This is a genomic window from Brevundimonas sp. TWP1-3 (assembly GCF_049896085.1).
In the GTDB taxonomy this organism is placed as follows: domain Bacteria; phylum Pseudomonadota; class Alphaproteobacteria; order Caulobacterales; family Caulobacteraceae; genus Brevundimonas.
This window is the reverse complement of record NZ_JAFCTP010000001.1, coordinates 510,167-534,476: the sequence shown is the minus strand read 5'-3', so window position 1 is coordinate 534,476 and position 24,310 is coordinate 510,167. Positions and strand designations below refer to the sequence as shown.

Sequence of the window (24,310 nt, the reverse complement as noted above, 5' to 3'; positions counted from 1 at the left end):
ACTGAGAAACGGCAGTCAGGTCCAGCAACACCAATCACACAGCAACAGCTCGGCCGCAATCCGCCGCATTATCACCACATTCTAGATCATCAACTGATCAAAACATCAGGAATGTCATCGAACAGACCCCCGTGACCGATGCTGGTCAATCTGCACGATGTCATCCGCCCGGTCTTGACCCTCTTTTACAGCGGGTAGGGTTGCAAAGGCTGCTCGATCGAAATCCACTTCAGCTCGGTGAATTCATCAATCACGGCCGTACTGTCAAACCGCCCCCAACCACTGCCTTTGGTTCCGCCATAGGGTGCCTGAGCTTCATTGGAAACGGTTGAGCCGTTGATGTGGACGGCACCCGTCTGGATGCGCATCGCGACGTCGAGCGCGCGGGTCATGTCGGTGCCGAAGACGCCTGCAGACAGCCCGTACTCGGTGTCGTTGGCGACCCGCACAGCTTCATCTGCGCCATTGACCCGGATCACCTGCAAAATCGGTCCGAAGGCTTCTTCTGAATAGATGCGCATCTCAGCGGTCACTCGGTCAAGTACGGTCGGTGCCATAAGTGTACTGTCCGCGCGGCCACCAGAGCGAATTTCTGCTCCCTTTTGAACTGCATCGGCCATCAACTCGTTCAGCCTGTCAACGGCGCCCTGGCTGATGATCGGGCCAAGGGCGCACGATGCCTGGGTGCGAGGGTCACCCGCCTCGAGTTTCGCAGCCCGCGCCGCCAGCTTTTGGACGAAGTTATCAGCGACGGACTCATCCACAATGGCGCGCTCAGTCGTCATGCAGATCTGTCCCTGATAAAGAAACGCTCCGAAGATGGTCGCGTTGACCGCGCTATCGATATCCGCATCCTCCAGGACCACTACGGGCGACTTATCGCCCAACTCCATCAGGCTGCGCTTCAGATGGCGGCCGCATGCAGCAGCAATTATCCGCCCCACATGCGTTGATCCAGTGAAGTTGACACGCCGCACAGCTGGATGCGCGATCATCGCCTCAACCACTTCTGGAGCGTCCTTGGGATCATTCATCACAAAATTGAGCGTTCCGGCCGGAAACCCTGCCGCATGAACAGCTTCAGCAACGAGCACATGGGTCTTGGGCGAGGTTTCCGACGCGCGAAAAACGACCGTGTTGCCGCACATCAATGGATAGGCGATCGCCCGAGCGGCCAGAACGACTGGTCCGTTCCAGGGAACGATTGACAGGATCACGCCCACCGGTTGGCGCAGCGTCATCGACAGCGTCCCAGGCTTATCCGAGGGTATCGTATTGCCCTGAATTTGGGTCGTCATAGCGGCGGCCTCTCGGAATACGTTTGCCGCGAGCATGACGTTGAAGCGCGCCCAAAGATCACCTGCTCCGATCTCCGCCTTCATGGCGCGCACGAAATCTTCCGTACGCTTCTCGATTTCTTCAGCGGCTTTCATGAGCAGGGCTCGCCGCAGGCCAGGGCCCGTCTGAGACCACGAGGCAAACGCCCGCTCGGCAGATTCAATCGCCGCCACGGCATCATGGGCCTTTGCCGCAGATCCCTGCGCCACGACCTCGCCAGTTACCGGAGAGCGGCGCTCGAATGTGGCATTGTCTACTGCGTTCCGGGGCTCGTTGTCGATGTACAGCTGAACGTTCATTCCATGTCCCTTTTTGATTGTATCCTCGGCCCGAGGCCACGAGTGGCTCAAACAGGGCTAAGGAACATTCCATTATGAAGCTTAGGCGACGCTGAAGGAGTTATTGCTTACGGCTCGATTGGGTCGAACTTCTCAGAGAGTTGCACGCCCATGTTCGGAGATGCGAAGCCGCGCATACCGATACCGCCGTCGAAGTTTAGCACTCCACCCGTGCCCGGCGTGTTGTCACGGCGGTTTGCAAGGAACACATAGGCACCGGCATATTCGTGGGCTTTGAATGCGCGCTCGAGCGGCAGCATCTGTTTCATCAAATCATCCAGCGGAATGTCGGAAAATTTGACGCCCTGTTGCGCTAGGGCGCTGGATCCAGAGAGGTTGCTCCCGCCAATGCCGCCCGGGGCGACCCCGTTCACCCGCACGTATGGTGCGAACTCGTGAGCCATCTGCTTAATCATTCCGACAACCGCATGTTTCGTTGCCGTATAGAGTACGCCACCGCCGCCGGGATAAAACGAGGCGTTTGAGGCGGTAAAGATCATGTGCCCCTTGGTTTTGTAGAGAGCAGGTAGCGCCGCTTTGGCACCCAAGACATAGCCTTTGACATTGATGCCAAACATCTCATCGAAAGCGGATGAAAGATCTCTATCGTCGGTGGAAATCAAAGATTTTGAATAGTCCCAGATGCCCGCATTACCGACGAAGGTATCCAGTTTCTCGAAGGACTTTAGACACTCGTCAACCGCGCGATGATTGTCATCTATATCACGAACATCACCGGCGATTCCGACGACCCTGTCGCCAAATTGTCGAGTGACCTCCTCGATACGCTCCTGCGACCGGTCGAAGACTGCGACGCGCGCGCCTTCCTCGACGAATCTCTCGACGATGGCTAGTCCAAGGCCGGACCCCCCACCCGTCACGAGAGCCACCTGATCTTTTAGTTGCATTAGTAATTCCTCCCCAACTTTGTTATTCGACTTTCAGCAGTCGATATAAATGTAATCCCGTTCGACCTTTGCAGGGTAGACCTTGAGTGCCTTGCAGGCAGGCAAAGCCAGCACTTTTCCGGTCCTCACGCAGAACTTCGCGAAGTGAAGGCTGCACTCCACTACTCCGTCCTCGATGAAACCATCGGCAAGTGACCAAGTATCATGGGTGCACGTATCTTGCACGCCATGTACTTCTCCATTGACACGACAAACTAGGATCGGCTCAGGACCGCCATCAAAAAGTCTCATCTCTCCCTCTGGTACATCGGCCGAAGGGAATGCCTTAGTCCACGCCATACCTATCCCTTCAAAAGAAAAAGCTCAGGTTGTTTGAAAGGATCGTGCTTTGATCTATCAGGATCGTGCGTCGCGAGATCTCGAAGCCAGCCCCTCCTTCAACGCGACGCAGAACGTCACGGCGTTCGCAAGCGAACACGTCTTGTTGTCGCTCTTGCCGCGTCCGATAGACAATCGAGGCAGAGATAACGTTGATCGTTTCGTCGCTCTCTGGAACCACCATGACGTTGCCAATCACATAACGCACGCGCGAAGCAGGGTTTTCCGACCAGCCGACATCCGATAAAATTTTTCGGATTCGACCCTTCATCGTTCCCCAGTTATCATCAAAGTGAGCGAAACCCTGTTCGTCCGTATACTCTTGCGCCACCTCGCGCATGATTTTCGTGGAACGAATCGGCATCCAGTAATGAATGTCCTGAGCCAGCAGGCTGAACCACTCCTTGTAGCGGCGATCCGTTAGAAGCTTGGCCTCCCAGTACAGAAACTGTTGAATTTCCTGCTGAAGTTCCAGAGTAACGGCCTTGGGCTTATGTTCGAAGGCCGTCTTGAAATTGTCGTTGAGCATTCTCTCGTCCCTCATTGCACAAGTATCTGCGGACACTCGCCAGCAGACGTTTGATAACTAAGCGGAGTTCAACCGCTGGGTCGAACCTACTCTGCGGCGAGCGGGCGTTGCTGGATCCGGTTTATCGACGGCCAATCCGGTGCCGTCATGATCTGCGTCCAATAGCGATAGAGGCCGCGCGCCGATTCCTCGCTGTAGGTGTAGGCGAAACTCAGCCCAGGAAATCCTTCTGAGTTTTCCGTCGAGACCGTATGGGAACCCATCTCGATGTTGAACTTTTGACGCTGAGCAATATGACCGCGCAAGACCTGCTGAATGTCACACCAGTTCTCGCCATCGTCCTGCTCAAACACGCCGCCTGCAGAAAACGTACGAGACACGTTGCGGCGCCATTCGTCCTTGATTTCCTGCGGCGCCGTTTTGTCCACGACCGTGAAGGTCCAGACCTCGATCTCGTTGGGACCCCGAGGTTGCCACATGCGGACTGTATTGATGCCTGCAAGAAAGGAAAGGTTCGGGAAAACATTGCAATGGCAAAGGTTCACGTCCGCTCGGCCCTGTCCCAACCGACTCACAGTCTCCTCATAGGCCGGCCCCCTCGTCAGGTACTCGGTGACCTTTGGGCCAAGAATGGTCATGTAAAACATCGGGTTGCGCAGAAAAAGGCCGCAGCCGTGACCATTTTCGAGTTGGACGTTCATGCCCTCCGTGGGCGGGGCGACCTGTGTAATATCAACGTCCTCAGGAACACCCGCCATGATACCAGACAAGTGTGAGGTTGTTCCAGCATGGTAGGAGTCCGAGGCGAACTGCTCTGCCGCGAACTTCCAGTTGCAGGGAATGACCCATTTTTGGATGCCGGGCAGCGCCTCTGTTCCGGCCTCACAGCGGTCGAGCATGATGTCCATGTAGAATTTGACATCTCCGAGGTACTCATCAAGGCTGGGCGCTTCGGTGTCCCAGTTGGCGAAAATGAGCCCCTTGTAGGTTTCGACTCGTGCCTGCTTCGGCCCCCATTCAGCCTTGTTCAGGCAGCCACCGAAGGCTTCCTTCTCCATTGGCACGCTGACGAGATCGCCGCCCTGATTGTACGCCCAGCCGTGGTAGGTGCAGGTGAACGATTTAGCATTCCCTGAATCCGCGCGGCAAATCCGCATGCCGCGGTGCTGGCATTGGTTCAAGAACACCCGGATACTGCTGTCTTTCTGCCGAACAACGACGACGGGATCCTCGCCGATATAAGCTGTTGTGAAGTCACCCGGACTCGCGATTTGGGACTCGTGTCCCATACAAACCCAAGTGCGCGCGAAGATGCGCTCCAGCTCCAGGCGGTAAAGGGATTCATCGACGTAAATCTTAGGGTCGTACCGGCCCTGTTCCTCGTCGACCATCGCCAGAATATCGGCATTTGAGTATGCGCCGGCAACGCTCGAATTTGTCGTATCTCGCATCTTGGTTCCTCCCTTTGGCTTCTGTGGCCGCCTTGTCTCGAAGGCGACAGGCGAGGTCATTTTAGCAGCCCACGAATCCCCAGGCAACAAAAGAAGCATGCTTTACAATAAATGCCTTTCTGGCGCAGGATGTTGTCGGCGGATCAGATCTTCTGAAGGGAATCAACGGGATGCGGACGGGTTCTGCGCGCGGTCTGTCGTCGCCAACCAGCGCCGCGTTATCCGCGCTGTCGAATGACGGACGGATATGGCCAACTCGAGGATTTAGACAGCCCTCGATCGATCCGATGCGGTTCAGTCGTAGGTGGCGGAACTTGCGCCTCGATCCTTCTCGGCTCTTCGTCGCTCCGACTGAGGTCGGACGTTGCGGGGTGGATTCGGTTCAATGCATCCACGCTGACACGCCATCATCACGAGAGAAACGGTAGCATCGATGAAATACTCTTTCCCGTTACCCCCTGTGGTCAGTCTGCCAGTCGCCGGACGGGCTGAACGTTTCCCCGTGCGTCGGATCTTCTGCGTGGGGCGAAACTACGCCGCCCACGCCAAAGAGATGGGCAAGGATCCAGATCGGGACCCGCCGTTTTTTTTCACCAAGCCCGCCGATGCCATTGTCGAGGATGGACGGATCGTCGCCTATCCGCCAGAGACGCAGGATTTTCACTACGAGGCGGAGCTGGTCGTCGCCATCGGTAAGTCCGGCACCAATATTCAAGAGGATCGGTCGCGCGACCACATCTTCGGCTATGGGATCGGCAATGACTTGACCCGGCGGGATTTGCAGCTTGCTGCTCGCGAAGCAGGACGTCCGTGGGACTGGGGCAAGGCTTTTGACCGCTCGGCGGTAATCGGCGCCATCCATCCCGGCACGCCGGTCGGCACGCCGGAGCGCGGATCAATCCGGTTAATGCTGAATGGCGTCGTCAAGCAAAGCGCCGATCTCTTGGACCTTATCTGGTCGGTCCCCGAGATCGTCTCGATTCTGTCGCGTTCGATTGAAATCCGGCCCGGTGATCTGGTGATGACGGGCACACCGGCTGGGGTCGGCGCGATGGACGTGGGCGATGTCTGCGTAATCTCGATCGATGGCTTGGGAGAGATCACAACTACCATTGGGCCCCGCTCACCCGGATTTACCCGATGAACTTTCGGCTCCACAATTTTTTCCGCTCCTCCGCATCGACGCGACTTCGCGCCGCACTCAACCTCAAGGGCATCGCTTATGACTATGTCTCCTATGCGCTAAGAAACCGGGAAACTCGTACGGCAGAGTTTCTATCCTTGAACCCAGCAGGCCTCGTGCCAGTTCTCGAGCGCGACGATGGAGAACCATTGATGCAGTCGCTTGCAATCATCGAATGGTTGGAAGAAACCCAACCTGGGCCCAGGCTGTTACCAGAGGACGCAGACGGACGCGCTCGTGTGCGAGCGCTCTCCTACATGATCGGCTGCGAGATCCACCCCCTTAACAACCTGCGAGTTCTGACTCGCCTAGGCGAGCAATTCGGAGCCGACGACGGCGCTCAGAAAGAATGGTTCACTTACTGGGTCGAAACCACGTTCGACCCGCTCGAGAAGATGCTGGCGCAAGATAGTCGCACCGGGAGTTTCTGCCACGGCGACACGCCCGGTCTCGCCGATTGCTGCGTCTACGCCCAAGTCTTGAATAACCGACGGTTCGTAATCGAGATGGGACGTTGGCCCACAATAGCACGCATATTCGACGCAGCGGATGCGCTCCCCGCGTTCCGAAATGCAGCACCCTTACAGCAACCGGACGCAGTTTGATTCAGGGAACAGTGACTTCGTCGCCTCCGTCCGCTATCTATTCTCGGCGAGCGGGCTCCTGCCTTTTACGATCGAACCGGCCGAGGGGGCCTGTGCCCGGCCAAGCACACGACAACGGCTATAGGCTAACGTCGATCTTGCACGGCTGTAACAGGCGCTCAAGTGAGGTAATCCAACCGTTGTCGAGCATGAAATGCGACCGGAGCGTGTTCGTGGCGAATGGCGGGCCCGGTCAGTTTGACGTGCCCCCCTGAAACTCCTCCAGGAATAGCTAGAGTCCGCCCCTCGAAAGTACGGACAGATGAAGCGATCACGGTTCACGGAAGAGCAGATCATCGGGATCCTGCGTGAGCAGGAAGCCGGCGTTGCGACGGCGGAGGTCTGCCGGCGTCACGGCGTCAGCTCGGCAACTTTCTACAATAGGAAAGCCAAGTTCGGCGGCATGGACGTGTCGGAGGCCCGGCGTCTGAAGGCGCTGGAGGACGAGAACACCAAGCTGAAGCGGATGCTGGCGGACGCGATGCTGGACAACGTCGCGCTGAAGGACCTCTTGGGAAAAAAGTGGTGACGCCCACTGCGCATCGAGAAGCGGCGGCGCACCTGCAGTCGGTCTACGAGATGAGCGAGCGGCGGGCGTGCCGGGTGCTGGGCACCGATCGGGCGAGCGTTCGCTATCGGGCCACAAGGCCGGACGACGGTGCCCTGCGCGACCGGTTGAAGGCCCTGGCCCAGGAGCGCCGGAGGTTCGGCTATCGACGCCTGCACGTGATGCTCCGGCGTGAGGGCCATGCGGTCAACAGGAAGCGGGTCCAGCGGATCTATCGGGAGGAGAGGCTGACGGTGCGCAGGCGCGGCGGCCGAAAGCGGGCCATGGGCACTCGACGTCCGCTGGAGACACCGCTGGTCGCCAATCAGCGCTGGTCGCTGGACTTCGTGTCCGACCAGCTCACCGATGGCCGCCGCTTCCGCATTCTGACCGTGATCGACAACTGCACCCGCGAGTGTCTGGCGCTGGTGGCCGATACGTCGCTGTCGGGGGGCCGGGTCGCGCGCGAGTTGGACGTCATCATCCAGCAGCGCGGGCGTCCGGAGACCATCGTCAGCGACAACGGCACTGAGTTGACCTCGAACGCCATCCTGGCCTGGGCTGACGATGCGGCCGTCGGCTGGCACTACATCGCGCCGGGCAAGCCTCAGCAGAACGGCTTCAACGAGAGCTTCAACGGCCGCCTTCGCGACGAGCTGCTGAACGAGACACTGTTCCGCTCCCTGCCGCACGCCCGGGTCGTGCTCGAAGCCTGGCGGCGCGATTACAACCAAGCCCGGCCGCACTCGAAGCTGGGATGGCTGACCCACGAGGCCTACGCAAAGGCACTCATCGGAGACATCGGCCGGCCTGCTGCCCGACTTGAAAGCTGCGCAGACCGGCCTATTGCCAACCCCACCAACCCCAGCTCAGATCGCCCAAGGACTCTCGTTATCGCTGGATGAGAAACGGGGGTCACGTCAAGTTTTTTCCCAGGAGATCCTTCAACGCCGACACGTCCAGCATCGACTCCGCCAGAAGCTTCTTCAGCCGTCGGTTCTCGTCCTCCAGCGCCTTCAGTTTCTGGGCGTCCGAGACGCTCATCCCGCTGTATTTGGCCTTCCACCGATAGAAGGTCTGCTCGCTGATCCGTGCCGCCGGCGGACCTCCGCCGTCGCACCGCCCGCCTCCTGTTCGCGCAGCACCCCTATGATCTGCGCCTCGGTGAACCTGCTCTTCTTTATGTCCGTCTCCTTGAGGTTGACGGGCTCTCACTCAAACCGAGGGATCAGGAAGCGGGCAGGTCGCCACCTCGACCGCCATCCTGGCTAAGTCAGCCTGGCTAAGTCAGCCTGGCTAAGTCAGCCTGGCGGTCGCGTGCCAGTGCAACACGCCAGGCAAGCCCAAACGGAACTGCTTCGTGGAAGCGTTCTCCGGCAGGATGTGCCACTAAATGTCGAACGAGACAGCGTTATTCGACCTGTCGCCCGCACGGCAGAAGCTGACGGCTTTAGCGAACGACTAGATCGCAGGCACCCGCGCTTGTTGATGGGCTACATTATTCCTCAGGCTTATGCTGAGAGCCTGACCGCGACAGGCCAGCCCACTGCGCGATCGGAAAGAGGCACGGCCTACTGCTCAAAATGAGCTGAGAGGCCTAACAAACGCTGAGTATCAGGCCGCCGCTTGGTCTTGGCTGACATGGCTCCAAGATATTGATGGTGGAATCCCTACAAGCCCGCCGCGGTACCATTCTATACCAACCCTTCCTCCTTGAGTGCCTGCCGGACGGAAGGGCGATCGCCGATCCGTTTGGCGTATTCCTCAAGCTTTGGCCAAGGTGACATGTCGAACTTGAGGAAGGTACACCAGCCGAGGAGGGTGAAGAGGTAGGCATCGGCGACAGTGAAGCTGTCCCCGACGAGGTATCCTGCCCGACCGATAAGGTTCTGTGTATCGCTCATTCGGCCCATTGCAAAATTTATGAAGAAGGAGCGGGCTTCAACCGGAAGATCTGGACGGAACAGCGGGGCTAGCGACTTATGGACTTCGGTAGCCAGAAAGTTCAAAGTTTCAAGCAGCTTCCAGCGATCATCCCCTGTTACCTTGCCAAGCTTTCCATTGGCCTTGTCTGCGATATACTGCAGCACGATAGCGCTTTCAGTAAGCGTCATGTCGCCATCAACGATGGTGGGCACCAAACCAAGCGGATTGATATTGGTAAAATCCTCACCTTCGACCTTGCTCCCTGTCGGCCCCCTCGTAACTAAATGGCATGCTGTGGGAATTCCGGCCTCCAGGCAGCTAATGTGGGCAGCTAGAGAGCAGGCAGCCGGAATATAATAGAGGTCCATTGTCACAATCTATGACCTTTCGAGAACGAGCTTGACCGATTAGCGAACATAATGGTGGAACGAGTGTTTCAGAAACGCCAGACCACCCCGGCACCGACTAGGAGCGGATCCAGCGTCGCCTTTCCAGACGCCGGCGGGCCACCGACGCCCAATGTGCCCCTGACATCTGACTCCAGCCAGATCTTTTTCACGTCAAAATAGACCCCCATTCGATCGGTGACCATGCTTTCGAAACCAGTCTGAAGAACGGTGCCCCAAGCGTTATCCACTTCGAAGTCGGCAACATCCTGACCTTCCTCATCGAGAATGATTGTATAGTTGATGCCGACCCCGACATAAGGCTCAAACTTAGTCGTCTGAGTCGGGAAGCGATACTGCAACGCCAGGATAGCGGGGGCATAGGTCACGTCTCCTAGATACGCTCCGGCCAGGCTTCCATCCCCACGAATCTCTGCGGTGGGCGGGACGCCGAAAGTGAAGCTGGCGGACAATTCGTCGGTAATCCGGTATCCGACATCGAAGCTGACGGAATAGTTGTCTTCTACCGATACGTCGGCACCCGGTAACGGAGCACCCGCGACATCCAGTTCGGCGCCAGGGCTGAAGTATATCCCCACGGGCCCTCCCCGTAGGTACCAGTCTTTGTGATCGGCATCCTGTGCCTGAGCCATACCGCTCTGAGCGAAAGCTAGACCGGCGCCGACCACGGCTAAGTAAGAAATCTGACGCATAGTTTTCCTCCCTGATTTTTATCTATTTACGTAATCTGCAGCGATGCCGCACGGCTACGCTTACCGGAGTCCTCAAAGTAGTTCGCGAAGGTCTCGCACGGTGGTCAAAGCGTCGTCTGTCACGCTGTAACCCTTTGAGATAAGGCGGCGGATGACTGCCATTTCGCGCGGCCTGTCAAAGCAGATCGCGCCTGCCAGTCGTTCGTCGACGACCGAAAAGCGAGTGAAAGACCGGCCTTCATCCTTCCTTAAGAGCATGGCTCCTTCCTCTGCCGGATTGACCCCGATCATCTGGATATTGAGGTCGTACTGGTCGGACCAGAACCAGGTGTTGATCGAATAGAGCTTGTCGTGCCCCAGCATGTTGCGGGCCGCCGCCGCCGCCTGGTCCTGCGCATTGGCCCAGGACTCCCTGCGCACGGGTCTGCCGCCATCAACACGCTGCGCCGCCACGTCACCTGCAGCAAAAATCAGCGGATCGGTCGTCCTTAGAAATTGGTCCACGACAATGCCATTATCGGTTTCCAGTCCGGCCTCCTCGGCGAGGGAATCATTGGCTACCGCCCCGATCCCGATAACCACAATATCGACCGCCAGCGTTTCGCCGTTAGAAAGCGTCACGCTTTCAACCCGACCTTCTCCACCCACCGCCCTGATCGAGGTGTTCAGGTAGACTTCGGTACCGTTGATACGGTGGACATCCCCCAGAGCCATGCCGACCTCCATTGGCAAACTTCGGCCGCAGAGCATCTGGGCCAACTCTACGACCACAGCCTTCATCCCACCTTTTCGGGCGGTCGCTGCGACCTCTAGCCCGATCCAACCGGCGCCTATCGACAAAAGACACCGTCCCGGCACCATCTGCGCGCGTAGGCGCTCCGCATCAGCAATGGTGCGGAGATAAAAGACATTCGCCTTCCCGGCGAATGGCCCGTCGAGGATTCGAGCCCGGCTACCGGTGGCAATCAGCAGGCGATCATAGGATAGGGAGTCTCCCGTTGAAAGCCGGACCATCTGCGCGACGCGATCAATTGTCTCGGCGCGCGAGTTGATACGAAGCTCGATCTCAAGTTTCTGCCTCGCCTCTTCGGTGAGCAGACAGATACTCTGGGAATCAGCGGCACCTTGGAGAACCGCCTTTGAAAGCGGTGGACGATCGTATGGTAGACAAGGCTCTTCCGACACCATAGTCAAAGCGCCCTCAAAGCCCTCTGTACGCAACGTTTTCGCGGCGGATACCGCAGCCAATCCGCCGCCTATGATGACAACGCGTTCCATGTATGCCTCTCCAGCCATGATTTCGGACGGCGATGTCTCTGCCCCTGTACATCCGCAGATTGTCCCTCTGCGCGATTGGCGCAGCGCTGTCCTTGATTAGGAACCCACTTTAAAGCTCTCTGGGAAAGGCGCGCCCCACGAACTGAAAATGCCGGGTTGGTCAGCTTGCCAAATATACGGACCTGCCTTTCGGTCTACGCAGCGGGGCATTTCTCCCGACAACTCATAGCGATTGCCATCGGGGGTGAAGAAGTAGGAATACAGGTTTGAACCCACACCGTGGCGGCCCGGACCTGCCTCTGTCTGGATTCCACCTCGAGCCACCTGGTCGAGCATGAGCTTCATGTACTCGATGTTAGGAATGGTCCATGCTAGATGGTCGAGCGTTTCGTGTGGTGCCCCGGCAAACATTGCGACGTCATGATGGTAGTCCCCGACATGCATCCAAGCCGCAAGACGCCCTTGACCGCCGGGGAACTCAACGATGTCCGAAGCGTAAAAATCAATGTGGTCGCGGAGAAAATCGATTGTCGCCGTTGCATCTGGTCCGACGCGCAGCGTGATGTGGTCGAGGTCAAGCGGCGCCAGACCGCTCAGATGGTTGGCGTTTCGAGAAGCTGGATTGTAATAATGCTTTCGCGCTTCGGAGCGTAGCAAGGCAATCTGCATTTTCTGGCCCTGCGGCGGCAGGTCGAATTCGATAATCTTTTCAACGCCTGGATCGCAATCGCTCATTTCGCGAACCGGCACTCCAGCATCGGACACGCGCTTGCTGTAGTGCTTGAGGTCCTCCTCATCATCTGCCGCGATAGCAAAACTGATCACCCCGGAACCGCCTTCGGTTACCGCAACATCGAAAGTTCCATCGGTGCCGCATGTAAGGTAAACTGTACCATCCTTTTCGTCGATCTTCTCCAGACCCAGAACATCCGAGTGAAATCTTATCGATTCCTCGAGGTTCTTGACCTTCAAGTGCGCGTGCGAAAGCTTTTGAAGCGCCAATTTATGTCTCCTTCTAGATGAATAACGTTAATGTCTAAACTAGTGCTGTAGGGATGTTTCCATAAACGTGAGGCGATCATTGCCCCACCACATCTGTTCTCCCACGATCATGGTAGGCGTGCCGAATACGCCCGCATCATGGGCAGCCTGCGTACTGGCGCCGTAGGCGTCAGTAGCGTCATCTGATAAGACCCAGGCTGAAAGTGCCTCCGCGCTCCAGCCAAAGCGGCCGGCAAGCTCGTCCAACAGCGCTGGATCTGCAGGATCGGCACCTTGTCCCCAAACCCGGTCCCAGGCCGCACGGATGAAAGCTTCGCCCTCGCTTTTACCCGATGCATACAGGAAGCCCTTGTTCAGTTTTTCTGACGCAAGAGACATAGGGAATATTAGCGGCACGCCATATTCCTCGGCCCAGCGGCTCAGATCCTTGGTCAGATAGCGGATCTTCAAAGGAAGTGTGACGTTTGGGGGCGACGTATTGCCCGCCATGAGTTTCAACTGGGGCAGATTCACAACATGTGGACGAAACTCCAGACCATACTGCCTGCAGAGCGCCGGCACCTTGTGAAAGGCCAAGTATGCGAACGGACTCATGAAGTCGAAATAGAAATCAAGCTGCCTGCCAGTCACTTGGAGGTTCCCGCCTCAAGTTCTTTGGCGAGCTTTGCCCATTGCCGCCCGGATTCCCGCCCTCCCTCCAGGATCGCCTCGGGAACCAGATGATAAGGAGGGCGACAAGGTCCTGCCACCATCCACCCGGCCGCATCCATTCGGGCCTTCTCAATACCGATGTTATAGACCGAGAACTCCTTGAATGAACCGTTTGGAAAGAGCGTTCGATAGGTTTGGCCAATTCTATCGGTCAGTGCCTTCGAACGGGTCCAATCGCCGGTTTTCACCGCCTCGGCCACGAGGTCACGGAGCTGGATGACGGGGGTCGGCCCGCAAACCGCACCACTCGTCCAGAACGCTGTACAGTTTTCGGGATCGAGGCGGGCGGCGGCGTAGTAGTCCACATCGAGCGGCATGAGACGTATGCGTCGCCTGGTCAGGTTCAGGTCGGCATAAAGCGCGGCCGTGTTGATGTATTTTGCACAAACCACCTGTGAAATTTCAGACACCTGCGCCCAGAACGCACGCGGAAAATCGAACTTGAACGCCTCAGGATTGGCGTAGGCACAGATGGCCATATCCGGGCAGGCTTCGGCCACATCTCTGTAAAACTGTACCGCTGTCGACACGTCGGGCTGCACCCACATGGGAAGCCCCAGCATCACCCCGTCAAGCCCGATCTCGCGGGCGGTCTTTGTCATGGTGATGGAGTCACGGGTATTGAGCGCGGTTGCACCGCCGAATATAGGAACGCGGCCCCGTCCCGCCTCGACCAACGTTTGCATGAACCCGCGCTTCTCCTCCCAGGTTGTGGTTGCGCCTTCGCCGAGTGTGCCAAGCGAAAGAATACCATCTACACCCGAGGTGATGAGGGCTTCGACCGCACGTGCGGTTTCGTCCAGATCAACAGTGTTCTCTGCCCGGGGGTCCGAGGCGTTGGACTTGGAAGGCGTGGGCATTATTGCCCAGCATCCCTTTACGTCATCGACCGTGAGCAGTTCATGTTTCATGGCTTGATCTCCAATTTGTGGGTAGGATCTACAAGTATCGGCAGGCGCATCCAGCGCCTTCCGGACCGGCCCGCTGACTATGCGTTGAGCGGCGCCTCGTTCCCGCGGTCCTCACGCCAAAGCCCGAGCTTCTCTTGGCAGACGCGATCTGAGTATGAGAACATGACCGCCTCGCCGTCTGCCTCATGTGTGACCGTGTGCCAGCTCGGCACGACGAACAAATCCCTTGGACCCCATTCATACGTCTCGCCATTAATCACGCTACGGCCACTGCCCTCGGTGATTACGAAGATTGTCGCATCCGTCGAGCGGTAGGATTGCGTCTTGAACCCTTTTGGAAGGAGTTGAAGACACGGCGAAATCGTCGGCATGGCCCAGCCGCCGTCCACCGGATTGATGTAGCGCATTTTGAACCCATGGCGGGGGTCGATCTCTCCCTGTCTCAACAGGTGATCAAGGGCTTCCCGCGACCGCGCGTATGGGTAGTTGAAGATCGGCGACGTTGCTTTGGTTGACTTGTAACCGACCGGCAGCATATTGGCACCGTAACGCCAGGCGCTGTCCCCAACGTGGCGCGTGATGCGCTGCCGATCCTCAAGATGCTCTTCGGCGAATGACGCGTCAAAGACCGACACAATCGGGATGTCGAGACCGTCCAGCCAGATCATCGGCTCATCACTGTCATTGCCGTGGTCATGCCAGGCGGCGTGCGGGGTGATGACGAAATCCCCAAACTGCATCACTGTTCGCTCACCATCGACCGAGGTATGTGCGCCGCTGCCTTCCAGCACGAAGCGAAGGGCCGACTGACTGTGACGGTGCGCGGGGGCCACTTCCCCCGGCATAACAATCTGCAGGCCCGCATAAAGGGAGGTCGTGATCCTTGACTGGCCGCGCAGTCCCGGATTCTCGAGAACAAGTACACGCCGCTCAGCTTCTCGCGCTGTGATCAGCCCGCCTGCTTCCAGCAAGTAGGATCTTGCCTCATCGAAGCGCCAAAGATGTGGGACGCAGCCACTCTTCGGCTCGGGCGTGATTATATTAGAAAGCACAGTCCAAAGCGCAGTATAGGAACCGCGGTCGATCTTTTCATAAAAGACCTTTCGATCTGCGGTTTCCGTGGGTTTTTCGGTAAGAGACATGTTGCTATCCGGTTCGCGCCTCAAACAGGAAGCGCTTATTTCAATCAAAATTGGAATTGTGGAGTAGTCACTGTCAGGCCGTCAAGTTTTGGCGTAAGCCGGATTTGGCAGGCAAGGCGACTGTTATCCTGCCGGTTAGCGGCAAACTCGAGCATGCTCGTTTCGCCCTCGGTGGCCGCCGGAATTCGCGTGAGCCAATCGGAATCCACATAAACCTGGCACGTGGCGCACGCACACGCACCGCCGCAATCCGCATCGATTCCCGGCACGCCCGCCAATGTCGCCGCCTCCATCAGAGACTGGCCGTCGCTGGACGAGACCTCGCGTTGCTCGCCCGCCGAATCGATGAACACCACTTGGATCGTCATCGGCACCTCCCTTTAGCATCACCAATCAACAAGAAGGCATGTTCGGATGCCGTCTCCCGAGCGCCTGTTCGCGCATCGTAAAGACGTAATTATTCCTCACCCGCCTTTTTTTATTCGTTATGTCTGCGCGCTCATTAAGCATGCATACTATATTTTTTGCACCGCTGCGATGGCCAGTCAAGCGGATTGACGTGATGATTGGACGACCTTGACCGAAGAAGATTTTCAGGGTGTGTTGATCATTGCGGATTTCACGTCTGGGGAGCAAGTATCCGAACCATCGCTGTTTTCTGGCTCGCTCTGGCGTAGCTCTTTTTCAATTTCCTCGTGATCGTTGGACCGCGATTGCGGTGGGGCCAGTCGTTTAGTTCTTGACGCCGGTCCGTCCCCGCCTTGTCTCTTCTGAGGCACTCGCCACGGCTCATAACTGAGCTCGTGAGCGGATCGCGGCCTGCCAAGAAGTGAGGCTGATGCCGCAAGCGTAAACGAAGGCCTCAGTGATGCGCGGGTAAACTGACACTATCCACGCTGTGGCGATCGCCGAGCCTGTCACTTGGCCGACGATGCAACTCTCGGGAGGAAGTATAAGTTCCGCAGGCGGAGTCGATCTCGCAGGAGCTGCGCGGTCTTTTTGCTTGATAGCGAATGATGCGGATTAATACCTTGCTAAGCCGCCTTGGTCGGGAGGCATCCTCGCAACACAAAGACCACGCCGGGGCGGTGGCAGTCTGAAGGTATTAAGTAAAACGATTAGGTTGTTCCGGAGCAGAACGCGCCCTGCTCGAAAAGCGGCGCGAACTCGGCTTGGACAACCATATCGATTCTAACGTTGCGTTCTTAGTTGTCATGGACTGGGTACAGGAGGCAACGACTGACGACCATCCCAAGCAGCGCGCTTGATACTCTCAGTATAGCATTGCATACGCCCTGCGCCTATTATCCGGCTTTCGCCAATGGAACTTCCGACATGCCCGATCCACTCGCCCTGGCCCCGGCCGCTCCGGTTCTGACGGGGCTCAGGGTGCTCGAACTGGGGCATTTCGTTGCCGCCCCCTTCTGCACGCGCCTGTTGGGCGATCTCGGTGCGGACGTCATCAAAATCGAGCCTCCCTCAGGCGATCCCGTGCGCCAGTGGGGTGAGCAGGTAGATGGTCATTCACTGTGGTGGTCGGTTCACGGTAGAAATAAGCGCAGCATCGCCTTGGATCTTAAATCCGAAGCGGCGAAAGCCGTAGTGCTTGACCTAGTCGCGAAATGTGATGTGCTGGTTGAGAATTTCCGACCGGGACAACTGGAGAAGCTGGGTCTGGGGGCGGATGTATTGCGGGCCCATCGCCCGGACCTGATCATTGCCCACATTTCTGGCTATGGGCAGACCGGTCCTTATCGACACCGCGCGGCGTTTGGCGTGATTGGCGAGGCTATGGGGGGATTGCGCCACCTCACAAATCACCCGCCGGGCACTTACGATTTGCCGCCTGTACGCGTGGGAGTGAGCATCGGGGACTCAATAGCTGGCCTCTATGCGGCCTTCGGCGTCATGACGGCCCTTTGGCAGCGGGACCGCGAAGGCGGGGACGGGGTGCCTAGAAGCTTGGACGTCGCCCTTACTGAAAGCGTCTTTAGCATGATGGAGGCCATGCTTCCTGAATACGGTCGATTGGGCAAGATCAAGCAACCCACCGGTGGTGGGATCGTGACCGCGGCCCCCACCAATGCATACCCTACCCGTGACAATTCATGGATCTTGATCGCAGCCAACTCCGAGCCCCTGTTCAAAAAGCTCGCCGCCGCAATGAGGCAGCCCGGTCTGGCCGAAGATACCCGGTTCAAGGGCAATGCGGCGCGGGTGTCGCACATGACTGTCCTGGACGCCATAATAGCGGAGTGGACGCGCGAATACGACTCAATCGCGCTCGTCGACCTCCTTTATGCTGCTGATATTCCGTGTTCGAAGGTCTACACCGCCGCCGACATCGCTGCAGATCCTCAGTATCGGTTTCGCAACATGGTTCAGGAGATTGAAGATCCCCGCCTGGGCCGTGTGCTGCATGCTGGCGTGGTGCCTCATGTGCCAGAAAGCCCCGGCAGCATACGCTGGACCGGACCGAATATCGGCGAGCATGGTCCGGAAATCCTAGCCGAGTTGCTCGATTACAGCGCGGAACAGATCGCCGACCTTCGTGCAGCAGGAGCCATGCCATGAATCAACGAGCCCTGGAAATTGTCGAGGTCGGCCCCCGTGATGGTTTTCAGTCGATCACAGATGTGATCCCGACCCCCGTGAAACTCGATCTGGTTGAGAAGCTTTATGCCGCAGGCGTAAGGCGGATGGAGGCCACCGCGTTCGTCAGCGCTACGGCTGTGCCGCAGTTGGCCGACGCGGGTGAGGTCATGCGGCGAGCGCAGGCCCTGCCGGGTCTCGACGTGCAGGTACTGGTTCCTAATCTCCGCAACGCCGGCAAGGCCCTCGAGGCCGGAGCCACCCACCTGGCCTTCGTTCTTTCGGTATCGCAACGCCATAATGAGAACAATGTCCGGCGCACGCCCTTGGAATCGGTCGAGGACTATCGGTCAGTCGCAGCAATGATGCCGGACGGCGCGCAGATGCGGTTGAATGTCGCCACGGCTTTCGACTGTCCCTGGGATGGGAGGATGAACTCCACCCACACCTTGGCATTGCTCGATCGGCTGGTGGACATCCTTCCGCAGGCCGAAATCTGTCTGTGCGACACCACGGGCAGGGTCACGCCCGACCGGGTCTCGTCATTGTTCGCCGCCGCCCGGTCTCGGTTTCCGCAGGTCGGAGGGTGGGCCTATCACGGTCACGACACGTATGGATTGGGCGTCGCCAATGTCGTGGCTGCCTGGGACGCCGGTGTCGACGTGGTGGACGCCTCCTTCGCGGGACTGGGAGGTTGTCCATTTGCGCCAGGCGCAACCGGCAATGTGGCCACGGAGGACGTGGTCTGGACGTTCGAACAGATGGGCGTCCCGACTGGCTTAGACCTCAAGCGCCTCGTGGGCGTGGCCTTGGAGGGAGCTCAGCTTCCCGGTGCCATGATGGGCGGCCGTGTGCGCGACGCCCTGGCGTCGGGTCTGGGGCTTAAATCGTGACGGCTGAGCCTAGAACGATGTTCCAGAAGATCTGGGACGCCCATGTCGTGGGTAACGCGATCGGCGGAGGCGTCCTCCTCTATATTGACCGCCATTTGGTGAATGAGGTCACTAGCCCGCAAGCGTTCGAAGGGTTGCGGCTGGCTGGGCGCTCCGTGCACCGGCCGGGTGCCACCATCGCGGTCGCAGACCACAATGTCCCGACCGAACACCGGGACCGCCCGATTTCCGATTCCGCCAGTCGCAACCAAGTCGAGACTCTGGAGCGGAACGTTGCTGAGTTCGGCTTACCGTACGTCCCACTGCGCAGCCGCCTCCAGGGAATTGTACATGTCATCGGCCCGGAGATGGGCATGACCCTACCGGGCATGACAATCGTGTGCGGTGACAGCCATACGTCGACACATGGCGCCTTTGGAGCCCTGGCCTTCGGCATTGGAACGTCCGAGGTCGAACATGTCCTTGCCACTCAGACCCTGATCCAGAAGCCGGCCAAGACCCTCCTCCTGAACGTGAAGGGAAAGCTAGGGGCCGGTGTCACAAGTAAAGATCTCATTCTGGCCATAATCGGGCAGCTGGGTACGGCTGGCGCAACGGGCTATGTCATCGAGTATGCAGGCGAAGCAATCCGCGCACTCAACATGGCGGGGCGCATGACTGTTTGCAACATGTCGATCGAAGCCGGCGCGCGCGCCGGTTTGATCGCTCCAGACGACAAGACATTCGCCTGGATCCGCGGTCGGCCCCTTGCACCACAGGGAGATGCATTCGAAGCCTCGAAAACCGTGTGGACCGCCTTCGCAACGGATCCCGGCGCGACATACGATCGGACGGTGGAGATTAACGCCGAGGAGATCGAGCCCATGGTCACCTGGGGTACCAGCCCGGAAGCTGTGGTGTCGGTGAATGGCCGGACTCCTTCGGTCGATCAGATGCCCGTGGAACGAGCTTCCGAAATCCAGCACATGCTCGAGTATATGGGGCTGGGACCCGACCAGCCTGTGCTTGGCCTGAAGATTGACGTGGTTTTCATCGGCAGTTGCACCAACAGCCGTATCGAGGACCTCCGCGCCGCGGCTGGCTTGGTCGGCGACCGGAAGGTGGCCCCTGGCGTTCGTGCTCTTGTCGTTCCTGGATCGGGGACCGTAAAGGCCCAGGCGGAGGCAGAGGGACTGGCTTCAACATTCCTTGCGGCGGGTTTCGAATGGCGCGAGGCGGGATGTTCGATGTGTCTGGGCATGAACCCAGACCAGCTGGAACCGGGACAACGCTGCGCCTCGACCTCGAACCGCAACTTCGAGGGCCGCCAAGGTCAAGGCGGTCGCACGCACCTGATGTCACCAGTCATGGCGGCCGCAGCGGCAATCGCCGGAGAGATCGTGGATTCCCGGAGTTTCGACTGATGCAACCCTTCGTGCGCCTCACCGGGGTTGCTGCCTCTTTGCCGATTGCGAACATCGACACGGACAAGATCCTAGCCGGACGCTTTCTGAAGACGACCAGCCGGGCGGGGTTGGGCATCCACCTTTTCCACACGCTCCGCTACGACGCGACCGGCGGTGACCGGAAAGAATTCATCCTAAACCGAGAGCCTTGGCGGCGTGCGTCAATCCTAATCTCGGGTGCCAATTTCGGCTGCGGGTCGAGCCGGGAGCATGCGCCTTGGGCCATTTTGGATTTCGGCATTCGTTGCATCGTCGCCCCGAGTTTTGCGGATATTTTTTACAACAATTGCTTCAAGAACGGAATTTTGCCAGTCGCCCTGCCCGATGCCACCGTCGCCCGATTGACGACATATGCCAACGACGCCGATCGGGCGACAATGACCGTCGATCTTCAATCTCAGACCATCACTCTATCAGGCGGGAGCGTTTTCGCTTTTGATGTCGATCGAGACCGCAAGCGGGCGCTGCTCGAAGGCCACGACGAAATCGAGCAATCGCTGGGTGCCCTCGATGAGATCCGGGCTTGGGAGGATGCCTCCGGGGATCGCTTTGGGCGGGACATTGTGGTGGGCGACCTGATGGACGTGATTAAACCACTATGGGTGGCTTGATCCGGACCTAGAAGCCTGTGGCAGACGAGCGGAGCAGCGCCCCGCTGTCGAACCAGGTCAGGTTTTCCGGCCCCTGCGTGTGGTCTTGCTGAACTATCGTGACATGATGACCGCCACGGGCGCTAGGTCCAGGGACCAGCGCGAATCGGCATTCGGATTTTCCAAAGCATGGATACGGCATGGACCAGGGGAGGCAGCGCCAAGCCATCTGATTGAAGCGGTTGGCGGAGTGGTTCAAGTGCTTGAGATTGTTGAAGCAGCGCTCCACGTGATTTCGCAGGTTGTCGATCTTGGCATTGTCCGGCATTGGGGGCTTGCGCGAATGGGTAGAGAAAAAGTGGGCCTTGGGCCGACCTCAGCCCGATCTCACATAGGTACTCACAGCAAGTTGTTGGCGTCTGACGTGATGGTGGACGACCACCACCTGACCAGCTTTTCAGGGTTGTCGTCAGCAATGACGTCACGTCTAGGAGCGGTGTCATGCAGACCATCGCTGTGGTCGGGTTCAATCTGGCGAAGACTGTTTTCCAAGTTCACGGTATCGCCGCAGACGGCACGGTCGTCGTCAAGCGGCAGCTGCGGCGTGGCCAGATACTGGCCTTCTTGCAGTCGATTGGGCCCGGCCTCGTCGGCATGGAAGCGTGCGCTTCTGCCCATCATTAGGGGCGGGAGCCCATGGCGATCGGCCACGAGGTGCGGCTCATGCCACCGGCGTACGTGAAGGCCTATGCGAAGCGCGGCAAGACCGACGCCGCTGACGCCGAGGCGATCGCTGAGGCCGTCATCGGGCCGACCACGCGGTTTGTGGCCGTGAAGTACAAAGCGCAGCAGGCGGTGTTGATGCTGCACAAGACCCGGGATCTCCTCGTTCACCAGAGAACGATGCTGATCAACGCATTGTGGGGCGACCTCGGAGAGTTCGGCATCGTCGCTCCTCAAGGTCCAACTGGAGTGCAGGCAGCCCTGAAGACTCTGCGTGGAGAGGATCAGGACTTGCCGGATCTGGCGCGTGCCGCGCTGGGAGGCCTGGCGGGCGGCATCAGCAAGATCGGGGGACAGCTACCTTCGACGCCTTCTGGTCGTTGGGGCGACGGCTGTCCTGCGAATGGACCGCCAGCGAGAACGCGAGGGCTGGATGGGCAATCGGCTCGAACGCAAAAAAGCCCAAGGTCGCCGCCGTGGCCTTGGCCAACAAGACCGTCCGCATCGCCTGGACCCTGATGGCGCGACAGGAGGACTGCAGGCCCAGGACGGCATAGAGATCGGCGCAGTCTCCACCAGGGACCGACGCCGTAGATGAAGAGTGGTGAGATGTCATGACGAACCGGCCGCAGCCGGGGACAGGTGAAACCCAAGAGGGGGGTGAGCGACTGCAGCGCGTAGACGTGATTAGGGAGCCCGTCCGCGGACTTCATCAAGGCCAGCGGCGCACACAGCTGCATCAACAGCCGAACACATGACTGTACTCGACCACGCACCAACGTCGTTTTCAATCTTGCGTCTGGGAGATCGTCCAGACATGACCCTCCGTTGTCATCCGGCCAAGAATGAGGGTCCTTCGGTGATCTGAGTTTGGGTTGGTCGGGTTGGCAAGAGGCCGGTCTGCGCAGCCCACAACTCGTGCATCAGGCCGGCTGATCTGGCCGGTGAGCGCCTGGGCGTTGGCCTGCGGGGTCAGCCAGCCAAGCTTCGATTGAGGTCGGCTTTCGTTGTAGTCGCGCCGCCAGGCGTCCAGCACGAGCCGGGCGTGTGAAAGGGACCGGAATAGCATCTCGTTCAACAGCTCGTCGCGAAGTCGACCGTTGAAGCTCTCGTTGAAGCCGTTCTGCTGGGGCTTGCCCGGTGCGATGTAATGCCAGCCGACCCCGGTCTCGTCGGACCAGGCCAGGATGGCGTTCGAGGTAAGCCCCATGCCGCCGTCGCTGGCGATCGTCGTCGGTCGACCCCCGACGCGCGATGATGGCGTCGAGCTTACGCGCTAGGCCCTGGCGCTAGTGGTGGAGACGGCTATCGGAGGAAGGCGCATTGTACACGAGCTGGACACGCTGATCGCCCGGCGAGGCAAGCTTTCGCGGATCGCCAGCGAGAACGGCACGGAGATGACATCGCGGGCGATGCTGAATTGGGTCAACCGGAACGGCGTCGCCTGCCACTACATAGATCGCGTCAAACTCCAGCAGAACAGCTTCTTCGAGACCCTCAACGGCAAGTTCCGGCACGGGGGCCTGAATGAGGAGGTGTTCACGACCCTGGCGGAAGCCCAGGCCATGATCGACCGGTGGCAGCATGACTAAAGCTACGTCTGACCGACCTCCGCGCAGTGCGCCTCGAGCCGGAGAACGTGCGGCTGAACCAGGCGGCCGGACGGCTGCGCGACGTAAACAGCGGCGTCGCCCGGCCGCTCCCACCGGAGCTTAAGCCATGAAGCCTGCGGACTCCCCTTCTGACCGAGAGACAAGACGGGGGGCAGGTCACGGTACCGAGCCGTCGGTCAAGCGCACCGGAGAATTCCAAACAATGTACTCGCCGATGCCTTCAATGGCGGTATAAGACGAGGCCAATCCTCCGCACTTCCCGCAGCGACGCTGCGATGCCGTCTGTTCTGATGGCTTGGGTGCATCGATTGATTAAAAACCCAACGGTTGCTCGGGTATATCGGACAATCCAGCCTTCGAGGCGGATGAATGGTCAAGCTAGCGGGTAGATGTAACCTCTGTCACAGCGCAATCTTTAATCAGACACGGGCAAGCCGACGGTATTCATTTCATAATTCATAGATGGTAACTCATTATGCGGCAAATTCGCCGCTATCTTGACGCGTAACATAAAGAATAAATAGAATGAGAGATCACGTTGAGCCTCAGTATATGGAATCAGGGTGTGACCAAGCCGAATTCCGGATATTGGTAGAGCACCCAGCGCACCTGATCCGACGGAGCTATCAAGTCTTTCTGTACGCGTTCGACGAGGCCATGGCGGGCCTTGATCTGTCGCCCGTAAGTTGGATAATCATCGCAACAACCCACAATTTTCCGGGCCTTTCTGTTACGGAAGTTGCACGTCGTGCGGCGGTTGACAAAGCCAGTACCGGACGCACTGCTAGTGCCCTTGAGAGACGCGGGCTTATTTTCATAAGTAAGAGCCACACAGATGGGAGGCAGAAACTCCTTCAGCTCACCCCTTCTGGAGAGGAGCTTTATGCTAAGGCATTCGGCCGTGTCGAAAAATTGAGGTCACTTCTAATCGATGATCTTAACGCCGAAGATCAGCGTCATTTACTGACGGCGCTGGCTGCCTTTGTTCGAGCGACAGGCAAGAACACTCGTCCATCAGTTCCAACAGCTTGGGAATCCTAGACAACTGAAAAAGGTTCATTTAATCTTC

At 58.5% G+C, this 24,310-nt stretch carries 22 protein-coding genes and 3 pseudogenes; 10 read left to right on the top strand and 15 right to left on the bottom strand.

Annotation, left to right across the window (positions count from 1 at the left end; genetic code table 11):
• Positions 1 to 185: 185 nt before the first annotated feature.
• The 5 genes from ACP693_RS02625 to ACP693_RS02605 all read right to left on the bottom strand — a co-directional run bounded on the left by ACP693_RS02625 (position 186) and on the right by ACP693_RS02605 (position 4,942).
• Complete coding sequence (locus tag ACP693_RS02625; protein WP_425986754.1) at positions 186 to 1,637, bottom strand: aldehyde dehydrogenase; 1,452 nt, start codon at positions 1,635 to 1,637, stop codon at positions 186 to 188.
• 107 nt (positions 1,638 to 1,744) lie between these two features.
• Entirely contained in the window at positions 1,745 to 2,584 is an 840-nt protein-coding gene (gene hcaB / locus ACP693_RS02620; protein ID WP_425986756.1) for a 3-(cis-5,6-dihydroxycyclohexa-1,3-dien-1-yl)propanoate dehydrogenase, read from the bottom strand.
• Between the two features lie 33 nt (positions 2,585 to 2,617).
• A complete protein-coding gene (locus tag ACP693_RS02615; protein WP_425986758.1) occupies positions 2,618 to 2,923 on the bottom strand; it encodes a non-heme iron oxygenase ferredoxin subunit in 306 nt (101 codons plus the stop codon).
• Between the two features lie 10 nt (positions 2,924 to 2,933).
• Positions 2,934 to 3,491, bottom strand: coding sequence for an aromatic-ring-hydroxylating dioxygenase subunit beta (locus tag ACP693_RS02610; RefSeq protein ID WP_425986760.1), 558 nt, complete (start codon positions 3,489 to 3,491; stop codon positions 2,934 to 2,936).
• A gap of 86 nt (positions 3,492 to 3,577) precedes the next feature.
• A complete protein-coding gene (locus ACP693_RS02605) occupies positions 3,578 to 4,942 on the bottom strand; it encodes an aromatic ring-hydroxylating dioxygenase subunit alpha (RefSeq protein ID WP_425986762.1) in 1,365 nt (454 codons plus the stop codon).
• Between the two features lie 433 nt (positions 4,943 to 5,375).
• Between ACP693_RS02605 and ACP693_RS02600 the strand changes: the two genes are divergently transcribed.
• From ACP693_RS02600 to ACP693_RS02590, 3 genes are all read left to right on the top strand, one after another.
• Entirely contained in the window at positions 5,376 to 6,086 is a 711-nt protein-coding gene (locus ACP693_RS02600) for a fumarylacetoacetate hydrolase family protein (protein WP_425986764.1), read from the top strand.
• Positions 6,083 to 6,730 carry a maleylacetoacetate isomerase gene (gene maiA, locus ACP693_RS02595; protein WP_425986766.1) on the top strand — a complete coding sequence of 216 codons (648 nt, stop codon included), beginning with the start codon at positions 6,083 to 6,085 and terminating at the stop codon, positions 6,728 to 6,730. Before ACP693_RS02600 ends, maiA begins: the two co-directional genes overlap by 4 nt.
• 301 nt (positions 6,731 to 7,031) lie before the next feature.
• A protein-coding gene (locus ACP693_RS02590) for an IS3 family transposase (protein ID WP_426019199.1) occupies positions 7,032 to 8,221 on the top strand; the annotation gives its coding sequence in 2 pieces (ribosomal slippage) (positions 7,032 to 7,290 and positions 7,290 to 8,221; 1,191 coding nt in all).
• Between the two features lie 16 nt (positions 8,222 to 8,237).
• Here the strand turns inward: ACP693_RS02590 and ACP693_RS02585 are convergent.
• From ACP693_RS02585 to ACP693_RS02545, 9 genes and pseudogenes are all read right to left on the bottom strand, one after another.
• Positions 8,238 to 8,500, bottom strand: a pseudogene (locus ACP693_RS02585) (transposase); the annotation flags it as partial.
• 510 nt (positions 8,501 to 9,010) lie between these two features.
• Entirely contained in the window at positions 9,011 to 9,610 is a 600-nt protein-coding gene (locus ACP693_RS02580; protein WP_425986772.1) for a glutathione S-transferase C-terminal domain-containing protein, read from the bottom strand.
• Positions 9,611 to 9,678: 68 nt separating this feature from the next.
• Positions 9,679 to 10,341, bottom strand: coding sequence for an OmpW/AlkL family protein (locus tag ACP693_RS02575; RefSeq protein ID WP_425986775.1), 663 nt, complete (start codon positions 10,339 to 10,341; stop codon positions 9,679 to 9,681).
• A gap of 72 nt (positions 10,342 to 10,413) precedes the next feature.
• Entirely contained in the window at positions 10,414 to 11,619 is a 1,206-nt protein-coding gene (locus tag ACP693_RS02570; RefSeq protein ID WP_425986777.1) for an NAD(P)/FAD-dependent oxidoreductase, read from the bottom strand.
• A 96-nt stretch (positions 11,620 to 11,715) separates the two neighbouring features.
• Positions 11,716 to 12,621 (bottom strand): VOC family protein, encoded by a 906-nt coding sequence (locus ACP693_RS02565; RefSeq protein WP_425986779.1) that lies wholly within the window; start codon positions 12,619 to 12,621, stop codon positions 11,716 to 11,718.
• Between the two features lie 39 nt (positions 12,622 to 12,660).
• A complete protein-coding gene (locus ACP693_RS02560; RefSeq protein ID WP_425986781.1) occupies positions 12,661 to 13,251 on the bottom strand; it encodes a 2-hydroxychromene-2-carboxylate isomerase in 591 nt (196 codons plus the stop codon).
• Positions 13,248 to 14,243, bottom strand: a complete 996-nt coding sequence (locus ACP693_RS02555) for a dihydrodipicolinate synthase family protein (RefSeq protein WP_425986784.1) — start codon at positions 14,241 to 14,243, stop codon at positions 13,248 to 13,250. Before ACP693_RS02555 ends, ACP693_RS02560 begins: the two co-directional genes overlap by 4 nt.
• A gap of 77 nt (positions 14,244 to 14,320) precedes the next feature.
• Complete coding sequence (gene gtdA, locus ACP693_RS02550) at positions 14,321 to 15,385, bottom strand: gentisate 1,2-dioxygenase (protein ID WP_425986786.1); 1,065 nt, start codon at positions 15,383 to 15,385, stop codon at positions 14,321 to 14,323.
• A gap of 44 nt (positions 15,386 to 15,429) precedes the next feature.
• Positions 15,430 to 15,753, bottom strand: coding sequence for a 2Fe-2S iron-sulfur cluster-binding protein (locus ACP693_RS02545; protein WP_425986788.1), 324 nt, complete (start codon positions 15,751 to 15,753; stop codon positions 15,430 to 15,432).
• 967 nt (positions 15,754 to 16,720) lie between these two features.
• Here ACP693_RS02545 and ACP693_RS02540 point away from each other — a divergent pair.
• From ACP693_RS02540 to ACP693_RS02520, 5 genes and pseudogenes are all read left to right on the top strand, one after another.
• The gene (locus tag ACP693_RS02540) at positions 16,721 to 17,959 is read left to right on the top strand and encodes a CaiB/BaiF CoA transferase family protein (RefSeq protein ID WP_425986790.1); all 1,239 of its coding nucleotides are present in this window, start codon (positions 16,721 to 16,723) and stop codon (positions 17,957 to 17,959) included.
• Positions 17,956 to 18,870 (top strand): hydroxymethylglutaryl-CoA lyase, encoded by a 915-nt coding sequence (locus tag ACP693_RS02535; protein ID WP_425986792.1) that lies wholly within the window; start codon positions 17,956 to 17,958, stop codon positions 18,868 to 18,870. Before ACP693_RS02540 ends, ACP693_RS02535 begins: the two co-directional genes overlap by 4 nt.
• Before the next feature lie 17 nt (positions 18,871 to 18,887).
• On the top strand, positions 18,888 to 20,273 hold the full coding sequence (gene leuC / locus ACP693_RS02530; RefSeq protein ID WP_425986794.1) for a 3-isopropylmalate dehydratase large subunit: 1,386 nt from the start codon (positions 18,888 to 18,890) through the stop codon (positions 20,271 to 20,273).
• Positions 20,273 to 20,926 carry a 3-isopropylmalate dehydratase small subunit gene (leuD, locus tag ACP693_RS02525; RefSeq protein ID WP_425986796.1) on the top strand — a complete coding sequence of 218 codons (654 nt, stop codon included), beginning with the start codon at positions 20,273 to 20,275 and terminating at the stop codon, positions 20,924 to 20,926. Before leuC ends, leuD begins: the two co-directional genes overlap by 1 nt.
• Positions 20,927 to 21,406: 480 nt before the next feature.
• Positions 21,407 to 22,185 (top strand): annotated as a pseudogene (locus ACP693_RS02520) (IS110 family transposase).
• Between the two features lie 230 nt (positions 22,186 to 22,415).
• On the opposite strand, the pseudogene ACP693_RS02515 reads toward ACP693_RS02520, so the two are convergent.
• A pseudogene (locus tag ACP693_RS02515) lies at positions 22,416 to 22,908 on the bottom strand (integrase core domain-containing protein); the annotation flags it as partial.
• A 15-nt stretch (positions 22,909 to 22,923) separates the two neighbouring features.
• Between ACP693_RS02515 and ACP693_RS02510 the strand changes: the two are divergent.
• Positions 22,924 to 23,220: an integrase core domain-containing protein gene (locus ACP693_RS02510; RefSeq protein WP_425986798.1), complete on the top strand. Its 297-nt coding sequence runs from the start codon at positions 22,924 to 22,926 to the stop codon at positions 23,218 to 23,220.
• 546 nt (positions 23,221 to 23,766) lie between these two features.
• The gene (locus ACP693_RS02505; RefSeq protein WP_425986800.1) at positions 23,767 to 24,282 is read left to right on the top strand and encodes a MarR family winged helix-turn-helix transcriptional regulator; all 516 of its coding nucleotides are present in this window, start codon (positions 23,767 to 23,769) and stop codon (positions 24,280 to 24,282) included.
• The last annotated feature ends 28 nt before the right edge of the window (positions 24,283 to 24,310 follow it).